The 11,414-nt window shown below is 64.1% G+C and carries 9 protein-coding genes; 3 read left to right on the top strand and 6 right to left on the bottom strand.

Translation table 11 applies throughout. From position 1 onward, the window contains the following. The first annotated feature begins 67 nt into the window (after positions 1–67). The 3 genes from FVW27_RS04890 to FVW27_RS04880 all read left to right on the top strand — a co-directional run bounded on the left by FVW27_RS04890 (position 68) and on the right by FVW27_RS04880 (position 3,759). Positions 68–2,128 carry an ATP-binding protein gene (locus FVW27_RS04890; protein ID WP_167123234.1) on the top strand — a complete coding sequence of 687 codons (2,061 nt, stop codon included), beginning with the start codon at positions 68–70 and terminating at the stop codon, positions 2,126–2,128. A 53-nt stretch (positions 2,129–2,181) separates the two neighbouring features. Further along, positions 2,182–3,147, top strand: coding sequence for a patatin-like phospholipase family protein (locus FVW27_RS04885; RefSeq protein WP_167123232.1), 966 nt, complete (start codon positions 2,182–2,184; stop codon positions 3,145–3,147). A gap of 198 nt (positions 3,148–3,345) precedes the next feature. Continuing rightward, the gene (locus tag FVW27_RS04880; protein WP_167123230.1) at positions 3,346–3,759 is read left to right on the top strand and encodes a hypothetical protein; all 414 of its coding nucleotides are present in this window, start codon (positions 3,346–3,348) and stop codon (positions 3,757–3,759) included. A 125-nt stretch (positions 3,760–3,884) separates the two neighbouring features. Here FVW27_RS04880 and FVW27_RS04875 read toward each other — a convergent pair whose 3' ends face one another. From FVW27_RS04875 to FVW27_RS04850, 6 genes are all read right to left on the bottom strand, one after another. Beyond that, entirely contained in the window at positions 3,885–4,754 is an 870-nt protein-coding gene (locus tag FVW27_RS04875; RefSeq protein WP_167123228.1) for a hypothetical protein, read from the bottom strand. Positions 4,755–4,848: 94 nt separating this feature from the next. Further along, positions 4,849–5,682, bottom strand: a complete 834-nt coding sequence (locus FVW27_RS04870; RefSeq protein WP_167123226.1) for a carbohydrate ABC transporter permease — start codon at positions 5,680–5,682, stop codon at positions 4,849–4,851. Continuing rightward, positions 5,679–6,542 carry a carbohydrate ABC transporter permease gene (locus FVW27_RS04865; RefSeq protein WP_041727916.1) on the bottom strand — a complete coding sequence of 288 codons (864 nt, stop codon included), beginning with the start codon at positions 6,540–6,542 and terminating at the stop codon, positions 5,679–5,681. The genes FVW27_RS04870 and FVW27_RS04865 overlap by 4 nt, the downstream gene beginning before the upstream one ends. Positions 6,543–6,845: 303 nt before the next feature. After that, entirely contained in the window at positions 6,846–8,141 is a 1,296-nt protein-coding gene (locus FVW27_RS04860; protein ID WP_167123225.1) for an ABC transporter substrate-binding protein, read from the bottom strand. 96 nt (positions 8,142–8,237) lie between these two features. Further along, entirely contained in the window at positions 8,238–9,290 is a 1,053-nt protein-coding gene (locus FVW27_RS04855; RefSeq protein WP_167123223.1) for an ABC transporter ATP-binding protein, read from the bottom strand. Between the two features lie 580 nt (positions 9,291–9,870). Continuing rightward, the coding region (locus tag FVW27_RS04850; RefSeq protein ID WP_167123221.1) for an amidohydrolase at positions 9,871–11,414 on the bottom strand (1,544 nt) is incomplete at its 5' end.

Here is an 11,414-nt window from a genome sequence, read left to right as displayed (position 1 = left end):
GCGGAACGTGCTCCGGAAGTGGGGCTGCTGTCCGGATGGTGCTTCGGCCAGGATAAAGAGGGCGAGCATGGTAATTGCTCTGGCGGGAATCGCGCTGGTGCTGGCGGTGGTGATCACGGGCCGCGCTGTTTGCGAGGCGGGCCGGGTGGCCTTTTGTCGGGTTGCGGCACCGGTGGTCACTGCGGCGCTGGTGGTGTGTGAAAGCCACCTTGCCGTGGCGAGCGACGTGCCGGACTGGCTCCTGACGCTGGTGCTGCTGTTGCAGGCCCTGCTTGCGCCGGCGTGGACCGTCTTCGCATTGTGCTACGGACGGGAATGCTCGTGGCGCATGCTGCCCCGCAGCGGCAAGTTCTTGCTTGCCCTGGCTCTTTCCCCCCTGTTCATGGCCCTGTTCATGAGCCCGGGGGATTTGTTCTATCTTGCCGACTTCACGGCGGACCGGGTGTTCTATCTCGAACCGCACGCTTTCTTCTTCTATCTGCAACTCCTGCTTTGCCTGTTGCTGTCCGCAGGCATTCTGGAAAGCACCTTGCGCAGCAGCCGGCACAGCGAACGCTGGCGCATCAAGCTCGCGCTGGTTGGTGCGGGTGTCGTATTGGCCGCCTTGTGCCTGCAATACGGACAGGGGCTGGTCGTGCGCACCCTGGATTTCGGCTACACGGGGTTGCGCAACAGTGCCGTTGTGCTCGGGTTCGGGCTTTTCCTGTATTCCGAGGCGCGCCGCGGAAGCGACAGGGTATACATCGCCCGCAGGTTGGCATTCCGATCGGTTGTCGCCGTCATCGCTGGCGGTTACCTTTTGGGGCTGGGGGTGCTGCGCGAAGGAATGCGGCTGATGGGACCGGATTTCGAGCGGCATTTCGCTCTTGCCATCGCCTTCGTCATCAGCCTGGCTGTCCTGCTCACCCTGCTGTCCGACCACCTGCGCAGGCGCTTCAGCATCTGGATGCACCGGACGTTCTACAACGAAAAGTACGACTACCGAACGCAGTGGATCAATTTCACGGACATGCTGTCGCATGCACGGGGCACGAAAGAGTTCGTCAACGTACTGCTCATAGGCCTGTGCGACGCCTTCGGCTTCGTTGGCGGGGCATTCATTCCGGCCGACCTTGAACACCCCGGTGGCATGAGGGAAGGCGTGTTCTACGAGATGGAGCCGTTGCCCGTGCTGCCCGCCACCGGCTTTGCCGCGCTGTTCGAGCGGGAGGGAGGCCCGTGTCCGGTTGCCGACATTGCGGAAAGCGTGCCCACCGAATCCTTCGAGGCGCTGTGCAATGCCGGGGTAAGTGTCGTGCTGCCGGTCCGTACCGTGGAGGGCAGCGAGGGGATCGTGCTGTTGGCCCGCCCCATCGACACGCATGAGGCACACGACATCGAGGACTTCGAGCTGCTGGAGGCCATGGGGCGGCAGATAGCCTTGTGCGTCCGCAGTTTTCGACTTGGCGACGAACTGGCCGTGGCGCGGGAAATGGAGGTGCTCGGCCGGTTCGCGGCGCTGGTCATGCACGACCTCAAGAACCAGGTCTACGCGTTGTCGCTTTTGGTCGACAATGCGCGGGAATACATCAGCGAACCGGACTTCCAGCGTGATCTTGTGGAAACGTTGACCAACAGCGTTGCCAACATGCGCAATCTCATCTCCCAACTGACGCGGCTGCCGGGGCGCGAGAATCTGCAGATGGAGGACGTGGACCTGATGGAACTGGCCCGGACTGCATGCGGTCAACTGCCCAATGCGGACATACAGTTCATAGGCACCGGAGTGAAGGTGCGGGTCGATGCCGAGCAGGTGGCCAAAGTCTTCGTCAATCTGTGCCTCAACGCCATCGAGGCGGGCGGAAACAAACGGGTGGCCGTGCACGTGGGTGATGACGGCAGGCCTTTCTTCCATGTGGTGGACTCTGCTGGCGGCATTGACCCGGCCCTGCTTCGCGATGGCCTGTTCAAGCCGTTTCGCACCACCAAGGCGCGGGGCATGGGCATCGGTCTGTATCATTGCCGGAAGATCATCGAGGCGCATGGCGGTACGATCAGTGCGGAGTCGCATCCCGGCAAGGGCACCACGTTTACCGTCCGGTTCGAGGCGGCTGCGGCGGGGGATGCGGCTACGGACGTCAGGACGTGATGCGGGCCTGTGGTGATGCCGCTGTCGGGCAAGACGCGGGAGGTGGAAAGGCGATGTCCCTGTACTGCAATGTCGTATTCAAGGGGGGAGGCATAAAGGGGGTGGCCTACGCAGGGGCATTGCGGGCTCTTGCCAGGCATGGTTTGCTGCGGGGAGTGCGCCGGGTGGCCGGGACATCGTCGGGAGCCATGGCTGCCGTCTTTCTCGCCCTTGGGGCTTCCCCCGATGAAATGGTGGACATCCTGCTGCGGACCCCGTTCCACAAGTTCATGGACGCCTCGCGCTGGGTGGGGGGCGACCTGCAACGGCTGGTGCGCGATTTTGGATGGTTCAAGGGCGAGATGCTGGAACGTTGGGCCCGCGCGAACATCGCGGCATTGACCGGCAACCCGCACATGACGTTCGCCGAGCACCAGCGCATGGTCGAGGCGAATCCGGGCAGGTACCTGGAACTCACCATCATCGGGGCCAATCTGTCGATTCAGACGCCCGAATTGTTCAACGCGGAACGGACACCCGAAGTTCCCATCCATGAGGCGCTGCGCGTCTCCATGAGCATTCCCCTGTTTTTCAAGGCTGTTCGCAATCACAAGGGGGAGTTGCTCGTGGACGGCAGCGTTGTCTGGAATTACCCGATCTCGTTGTATGACAAGGCCAGATATGTAGCGCCTGATGTCGCGCGCGAGGTGCATCCGGAAATCCGGGATGAAGACGCCGTTGTGCTGAACCGTAAAACGCTTGGCTTGATGGTGGAAACGCGAAGCGGCAGTGAACGGGTTGTTCGGGACAGTGGTCAGATAACGGATTTTCGCACGTATTTGCGATCCATACTGGGTTTTATAACGGACAGCATGCACAGCGCATATCTGTCAGAGGCGGATTGGAAACGTACGGCCTTGATCGATGCGCTTGGCGTTCGCTCGACAGATTTCCATATAGGCAGGGATGTTGTGGGGAGTCTTATCGCCAGCGGCGATCGCTGTATCGAGGCCTTCATTGCAAGCGGCAAGCATTGCTGAAGGTTGTGGTAATGCGCTATCTGGTTGTAGCCAGGCAATGTCAGCGCGAGGAAACCGGCCGATAAATTATTGTATATATTGTATGCGCGTGAGGTATTTGGCATGCGCATGTTCTTCGATGTTTTCTGATTTTGCCGTGACAGGATTGATTCGTTCTGCTTCGTAACGCAAAGAGTCTTGTAAAGGTGGTGCTGCGAGATGTGGAAAGGAAAGCTGAGCGGCGTTAAGAAAGTCATGCGCTCAAGAGATGAAAGGCGAAATTCTGATAGAATAGAGCTCATGAGCCCCTTTATCTGTACGACATGCTTCAACGGAGGAGAAGGAATAATCGGCGTTGTGCGCAATATCGGCATCGGGGGGGTTCTCGTGGAGTTTCAGACAGAGCTTGGACTTTCCGAAATTTCTGAAGGGTGCCCATGCGTACTTACAGACATGATGCCGGAAGGCTTTCACGCACTGCATGAAGTTACCGGGCGCGTCGAGTGGGTGTACAGAAAGTTTGTGGGGATTGCCTTGGAGCCAGAGCTTTTTTTGGATTTGGCATCCGTCTTCGCCTTTTTGAAGCGCCTCCGCATTTCATACAGGGAAATGCCCCCGGCAGAATTGTTCTAAGGCCATACCTACCCCGGTGGCGTCGGTTCAAACCCGCGCCCCCCTCGGAACAACGAAACCCACAAGCGCAAACCTGCGAGTTTCGTTGTTCCGAGGAGGGATTCCAGACGAAGGAGGCCGGGCCCCTACCTCGCTTGCTCAAGTCTTTCCATCAGCCGTGCCATGGCCAGTTCCCTGCCCATGTCCTGCAGCAGCCCATCGACGTGCTCGAAGCTGAAGCGCGAGCCAAGGTACAGGTGCATGTACCTGGCGGGCACACCGCAGTGCGGTGCCATGGCCTCGGCCAGTTCGCGGGTGCGCTGCTGGGCGCGTCCGCTCCAGGGCCAGTCGGAATCGGCCAGGAAGCCGATGGTGTGCTCCGCCCGCACGTGCTCGGGCCGCATGGTCAGGCCGGTCAGGCCGATGTCCAGGTAGTGGTTGACCACGGCCAGCGGCTTCACCCCTTCGGCCAGGCTCACGTCGTCCAGCCCGTGCATGGCGGCGGTGGCCAGGATGATCTCTTCGTCCGCCCCGCGCGCGGTCAGTTCGCGCAGCACCCATGAGTGGTGGTCTTCGTTGCGGGCGATGAACGGATCCTCGGACTTGTGCAGGGTGTAGTCCGCGTCAAAGGCGTACACGAAGCGTTTCAGGCAGTCGTGCAGCAGGATGGCGGCGTACAGCAGGCCCCGGTCCAGCGGCAGGCCGCGCGCCTCGTGCGCATCGCCCAGGGCGCGGGCGTTGCGCAGGTCCTGCAGCACGTGCAGGGCCAGCCCGCCGATGTGACCGTGGTGCGCTCCGGATCCTGGCGAGGCGGCAAAGCTCCATGCGGGGTAGCGGGGGTGGGCATAGGGCGTCAGCGGTTCGTCCAGTTCCATGAATTCTTCCACCAGCCCGCGCCACACCGGGTTGGTCACGGCGGGCACGAATTCACGGCGGATGGCGGCCAGTGCGGGTTCGCCCTGAAAACGGGCCAGCCGCCAAAGCTCGTGCGGCGGAATGATGTCGAGTTGCGGCATGGCTGTGTCCTGCTTGGCGGCTCCCGGTTGCATGCTCTCTGCGCCGCCGTGTCTGCATTTGCTGGCGGCTTCTCGCCCGCCGGTCCCCCGGTCCCTACTTGATCCCCGCCCGCATGAACGACTGCACGAACTGCCGCTGGAACAGCAGGAACCCGATCAGCAGCGGGCCGGAGGTCATCAGCGTGGCCGCCGTGATGATCGACCAGTCCACCCCCTGCTCGGTGGACGAGAACACCTGCAAGCCCACGGTGAGCGGGCGCGAATTGGTGGTGTTGGTGACGATGAGCGGCCACAGGAAGTTGTTCCAGTGATAGCTGACCGAAACCAGCGCGTAGGCCAGGTACACCGGCTTGCCCAGCGGTACGTAAACCTTCCAGAGAATTTGCAGGGTGCTGGCGCCTTCCACGGCGGCGGCCTCGTCCAGTTCCTTGGGTATGCTCTTGAAGGTCTGGCGCAGCAGAAAGATGCCGAAGGCCGACGCCATGTACGGCAGGCCGATGGCCAGCGTGGAATCCAGCACGCCGATGGCCGACATGGTGCGGTAGTTTTCCACCACCAGCACGTCGGGCATGATCATCAGTTGCATCAGCACCAGCGCGAACAATATGCCCTTGCCGGGAAAGTCGTACTTGGCGAAGGCATAGGCCGCCAGCGTGCACAGCACCAGTTGTCCGGACAGCACCAGGGTGACCAGCAGCACGGTGTTGACCAGATAGCGGGCAAAGGGGGCCGCGTCCCACGCCGCGCGGAAGTTGTCCAGCGTCAGCGGCGCGGCCAGCGTGAACCGGGTGGAAAATTCAGAGGGGTGAAAGGCCGTCCACACGGCGTACAGCAGCGGCAGCGCCCACAGCACGGCCAGGGTCCACGCGGCGGCGGTGTCCAGCACGCGGGCAAGGCCCCGGCTGTCGTAAATATTGGTCTGGCTCATCTGTAGTGCACCTTGCGATCGAGAAAGCCGAACTGGCCGATGGAGGCCAGCGCCAGAAAGCCCAGCAACACCATGGTCAGCGCCGCGCCGTAGCCGGTATCCCAGTATTTGAAGCTGACTTCGTAGATGTAGTAGAGCAGCAGCGAGCTTGCGTTGTTGGGGCCGCCCTGGGTGAGCACGAACAGGTGGTCCACCATGCGGAAGGCGTTGATGGTGGCGTTCACCAGCACGAACAGGGTGGTGGGCATCAGCAATGGTATGACCACCCGGCGGTAGTAGTACAGGCGCGATGCACCCTCCAGCATGGCCGCTTCGCCCAGCGAAGGCGGTATCTGCTGCAATGCCGCAAGGTAGAAGATCATGAAGAAGCCCGCATCCTTCCACACCGCAACGGCGATGACGCACGGCAGCGCCGTGGATTCGCTGCCCAGCCAGTTCACCCCGGCAAGGCCCAGCGCCCCGCGAATCTGTTCCAGCAAGCCGTATTCCGGCGTGTAGAAGAACAGCCAGATGTTGGCCACGGCGATCATGGGCAGCACCGTGGGCACGAAGTAGCACAGCCGCAGCACCGACTGCCCGGCCAGCCCCGCGTTGACCAGAAAGGCCATGGTCATGGCCAGCCCGATGGACAGCGGAATGGTGCCGCTGGCGAACAACAGGTTGTTCACCAGCGCCTTGCGGAACACCTCGTCTTCCAGCAGGTACTGGTAGTGTTCCAATCCCACGAACTGCGCGGGCGCGCCGCCCCGTCCATCCAGAAAGAAGCTGTGGATGAAGGTGTTCACCGCCGGATAGTGGGTGAATGCGGCGATGAACGCCAGGGCGGGCAGCAGCAGGAGCCAGGCGTGGATGGTGCGCATTGTGGCGGGATTGCGAAAGGCTGGGGGCACGGATGGACCTCCGGGTGAACAATGAGGGCGGGTGAACAGCGAGGGCGGGTGAACAGTGAGGGCGGCCGGACCGTGACGGCGCACAAGCTGTCACGGCGAGGCAGTGAACGGCGATGCCGTGCGCCGCCCATGGTGCATGCCGCCGTTGCGCCATGCGTTTTTTCCTGCCGGGACGGAGCACACGGCCCCGCCCCGGCAGGGGCATTCATTCGTCAATGGGCAACGCAGCCTTTCAGTCGCCCGGCCCGGTGCCCAGCCAGCGAACGGGCAGTCCTACTTGCCGTAACGGCGCAGGATGCGTTCCGCTTCCTTCTGGGCGTCCTTCAGGGCGTCGGCTGGCTTCTTGGAGCCGGTCACGGCGGCCTGGATGGCGTCGTCCAGCGCCTTGGTCACGCGCTGGTTGTCGTGGGTGGACAGTTCCGGCACGGCGTGGGCCAGCTGGTCGCGGGCCACGGCCGCCACGGGGAACTTGGCCACATAGTCCTTCATGGCCGGGGTTTCCCAGGCGTCGGGGCGCACGGCCACGTAGCCGGTGTCGATGCCCCACTGGGCGGCGCGGTCCGCGCTGGTCATCCACTGCACGAAGGTGACGGCAGCCTTGCGCTCGGCGGGGGTGGCCTTCTTGAAGATGTAGAAGTTGCCGCCGCCCGTGGGCGAGCCGGGGCGCGCGCTGGCGGGCAGCATGCCCACGCCGAAGGGGAAGGGCGCGTTGGTGCGCACGTTGGTCAGGTTGCCGGTGGTGGTCCACATGATGGCGGATTTGCGCTCGAAGAAATCGCGCGGGGTGGTGGCCCAGTCGATGGTGCCCTTGGGCGACACCTCGTGCTTGTAGGCCAGGTCCACCAGAAATTGCAGGGCCTCGACGGCCTTGGGCGCGTCGAAGTAGGTCTTGGTGCCTTCGGCGTTCATCAGTTCAACACCGTTCTGGATGGCCAGGGCCTGGAACATCCAGTAGGCGTACCCGGTGGAGGGAATGGCCACGCCCCACTGGGTGACCTTGCCGGAGGCGTCGCGGACGGTCAGCTTCTTGCCCATTTCCACCAGTTCGTTCCAGTTGGCGGGGCCTTTTTCGGGGTCCAGCCCGGCGGCCTTGAAGGCCTCCTTGTTCCAGTACATCACGATGGTGGAGCGCTGGAAGGGAATGCCCCAGGTCTTGCCGCCGGTCTGGCTGTTGCGCATGAAACCGGGAAAATACGCCTTGGTGAAGCCCATTTCCTCCGGCTTCAGGATGTCGTCGTAGGCCACCACCGCGTCTTCGTCGATGAGGGTGTACATGTCGGTGGACAGCAGCACCGCCACATGCGGCGGCTCGCCCCCGCGCAGGGCGGTAAGGGCCTTGGTGAGGGTTTCGCGGTAGATGCCCGCGTACACCGGGGTGACCTGGATGTCCGGGTGTTCCTTCATGAACTGCTCGGTCATGCCTTCCACGATCTTGGTGATGGGGCCGCCGACGGAAACGGGGAAGTAGAAGGTGAGATTCACCTTTTCCGCCAGAGCGGTGCCCGCAAGCAGCGTCAGCGACAGCAGGGCCGCCGCCGCCAGAGTGCACGTTTTCCTGAAACCGGTCATTGTGATGCCTCCTGCGATGTTGCGTTGGGATGTGGGGCGTAACCCGCCGAAATCACCAATACGGGGCGAATGTGTCCGTTGCGCCGCGAGGGTGTGTCAGCGGCAGGTGCCGCGCCGCTCACCGGTTTGTGCGTCAAAGATGTGGATGTGCTCGTCCGGGCAGTGCAGATATATCTCGGCTCCCACGGCAATGTCCGACACGCCGTCCACCACGACGGAAAGCTCTTCGCCCCCCACGCGGCAGCCAAGAACGGAACTGGACCCCAGGTATTCCACGCTTTCCACCACGGCGCGCCAGCCGTCGGGCACGATGCGGACGTGCTCCGGGCGGATGCCCAGCACATAGTTCGCGCTGTCCACCACGCCCACCTTGCCGGACCGGCTGCCCGCCACGCACACGCTGCCGCGCGCATCGTCCAGCCGCACCAGGTTCATGGGCGGCGTGCCGATGAAGTTGCCCGCAAAGGTGGTGGCCGGGCGGGAATACAGTTCGGACGGCGTGGCATTCTGCACGATCCGCCCGCCCTGCATCAGGATGATGCGGTCGGCCATGCTCATGGCCTCGGTCTGGTCGTGGGTGACGTACACCATGGTCATGCCCAGGGTCTGCTGCAAGGCGCGGATTTCACGCCGCATCTCGTGGCGCAGCTTGGCGTCCAGATTGGAGAGCGGCTCGTCCATCAGGCACACGGCTGCCTCTGCCACCAGGGCGCGGCCCAGGGCCACGCGCTGCTGCTGCCCGCCGGAAAGTTCGCCCGGCTTGCGTTGCAGCAGGGCGGAAAGCCCCAGGATGTCCACGGCGCGGGTCAGGCGTTTTTCGCGCTCCGCCTCCGGCACCTTGCGCACGGTGAGCCCGAACAGGATGTTCTCGCGCACCGTCAGGTGCGGGAACAGCGCGTACGACTGGAAGACCATGGCCAACTGGCGCTGGGCAGGGGGCAGGTGGGTGACGTCGCGCTCGCCGATCATGATGCGGCCCGAGGTGACGGATTCCAGGCCCGCGATGAGCCGCAGGGTGGTGGACTTGCCGCAGCCCGAAGGCCCCAGCAGCACCAGCATGGTGCCCTGTTCCACTTCAAAGGAGACGTCGTCCACGGCGCGGACGTCGCCCCAGTGCCTGCTGACGTTCAGAAGTTGAATGGCGGACAATGCGACCCCCTGTCGCTTGGGGTTGGGTGGGGCACGGTGCGGACCGGCGCGGTGGCTGCCGGGAATATGCTCACTGTTACATGCAGCCACATGGGCTGCCGGAAAAATGGCACTGTTATGGACAAGATATGTTTCACATAGTTGCGGTTTCACGTCAACATTCCGAAATTGTATGATTAACCAGTCATGCAGTCCGATATGGTGACAATGGTGTGGCGTATCGGTGGCGTGAGCCGTGGCGGGCAGGGGGTTCTGCATCGCGGATGGAGCGGACTTGGCCGGGCGTGGCACCGTGAAGCAACGGTGCCGTCCTCGGATGCGTGGATTCCGGGGGGTGTGTCTTCGGGGCACGGGCCGTCGTCCGTTGCGGCAGGACATGCCGTCGGAATCTGTACACTCGGCGCATGGGGCCGTGGCGGCAGGGAACACGTGGATTTGCAGGCACGATGGCCTGAGGGGGGAGCGTTGGTGCGGGCCGTGTGCGGTTTCGTGCCCGATGGCTGATGCACGGCAGCGCATGCGCCCATGGGTGATGGGCAGCCGCCCCGTCGTCCCGTCGCTCCGTCGTGGGCAGCCCGTGTTATGGTTCCGGAGTTACCGGCTGGCCGTCCACCCAGGTGCCCAGCACGGGGATGTCGGCAACGGAAGCCATGCCCGTCGGGCCATCCCGACCATCCAGCGGATCACGCCCCAGCATCACGAGGTCGGCCAGCATGCCGGGCAGCAGGCGCCCCTTGTCCGCCTCTTCGAAGGCCGAGAACGCCGCCTCGGTGGTGAACATGCGCAGGGCTTCGGCCATGCTCACCGACTGCTCGGCAAAGGGATGGTGCACGGCGGCGGCCATCCCGCGTAGCGGAGTGTAGTTGGTCACCGGGCTGTCCGAGCCGCCGCACACGCGTACCCCGGCGTCGAGGATGGCGCGGTAGGGGTGCAGGCGGCGCATGCGGTGTGGCCCGAACAGCGATGCGAGATGGGCCATGCGGTCATCGCCGAAATAGGACTCCACGAAGGCGGGCTGCATGGAGGCCACCACCCCGGCGCGGGCCATGCGGTCGATCTGGTCCCAGGTGGGCAGTTCGAAGTGCTCGATGCGGTGGCGGCTGTCACTGCGCGGCTCCAGCCGCTGGGCGCGTTCCATGGCCCGCAGCACCTGGTCGATGGCCCGTTCCGACTCGCAGTGCACCGCAACCTGCAACCCGCGCGCATGGGCGGTCAGCACGAAGTCGTCCATCTCCTGCTGGGAGTACAGCAGGGTACCGTCGTTGCCCGGGTCGTCGCTGTAGGGTTCGAACAGCGCGGCGGTGCGGGCGTCCAGTTCGCCGTCGGCGCAGATGCACCCGCCCACGCGGGGCAGGGCCAGTTGTTCCACTTCGGCCAGATCCATGCTCTGGTTCCAGCACACCACGCGCAGCGGCAGACGCGTGGCGTTGTCCAGCAGCACGGGTGAGCCGCCGGGGGTCAGTTCGCCACCTTCCATGGAATGCACGGTGGTGATGCCCACCCGCAGGGCCGACCGGGCGGCCACCAGGGCGGCAGCGTCCAGATGGGCCCGGTCCATGGAGCGCAGGATGGCCGGAAAGACCCAGGTGAGAATGCCGGGGTCGCGCACCACGCCGGTGAAGGGCGCGTTGCCGCGTCCGCCCTCGGTATCCGCGCCGGGCAGCCCGCGCGGCACCGCCAGTTGGCGGAGTGCCGGAGTATTCATGATGCAGCGGTGGCAGGTGGCGTGCATCAGCAGCACCGCCCGGCCCGGCGCTACGGCATCCAGTTCCGCCTTGGTGGGCATGCGCCGTTCCGCAAGGTCCAGTTCCTCCAGCCGGAAGCCGTAGACCATGGCGCCGAAGGGCGCGTTGCGAACGGCGTCGGCCACCATGTCCAGCACGTCGCCCAGGGTTTCCGCCACGGAAAGGTCCATGCCCAGGTCCATGATGCCGGTAAGCAGCAGGTGCGAATGGCAGTCGATGAAGCCGGGCAGCACCGTGGCCCCGCCCATGTCGGTGCGGACGAAGCCCCGGTCGGCAAAGGGGGCCAGTTCCGCCGCGCGGCCCACGGCCACGATGCGCCCGCCTTCCACGGCCATGGCGTCGGGCAGGGCCTCGCCATGGATTTCGGCGGGCGCCATGG

The sequence above is a fragment of the Nitratidesulfovibrio liaohensis genome (genome assembly GCF_011682075.1).
Taxonomy (GTDB): domain Bacteria; phylum Desulfobacterota; class Desulfovibrionia; order Desulfovibrionales; family Desulfovibrionaceae; genus Cupidesulfovibrio; species Cupidesulfovibrio liaohensis.
This window is presented reverse-complemented; position numbering and strand designations above follow the sequence as displayed.

Coding starts and splice junctions, on each gene's coding strand:
- FVW27_RS04885 (WP_167123232.1), top strand. CDS start 2,182: ATGTCCCTGTACTGCAATGTCGTATTCAAGGGGGGAGGCATAAAGGGG.
- FVW27_RS04875 (WP_167123228.1), bottom strand. CDS start 4,754: ATGCCGCAACTCGACATCATTCCGCCGCACGAGCTTTGGCGGCTGGCC.
- FVW27_RS04870 (WP_167123226.1), bottom strand. CDS start 5,682: ATGAGCCAGACCAATATTTACGACAGCCGGGGCCTTGCCCGCGTGCTG.
- FVW27_RS04880 (WP_167123230.1), top strand. CDS start 3,346: ATGTGGAAAGGAAAGCTGAGCGGCGTTAAGAAAGTCATGCGCTCAAGA.
- FVW27_RS04890 (WP_167123234.1), top strand. CDS start 68: ATGGTAATTGCTCTGGCGGGAATCGCGCTGGTGCTGGCGGTGGTGATC.
- FVW27_RS04860 (WP_167123225.1), bottom strand. CDS start 8,141: ATGACCGGTTTCAGGAAAACGTGCACTCTGGCGGCGGCGGCCCTGCTG.
- FVW27_RS04865 (WP_041727916.1), bottom strand. CDS start 6,542: ATGCGCACCATCCACGCCTGGCTCCTGCTGCTGCCCGCCCTGGCGTTC.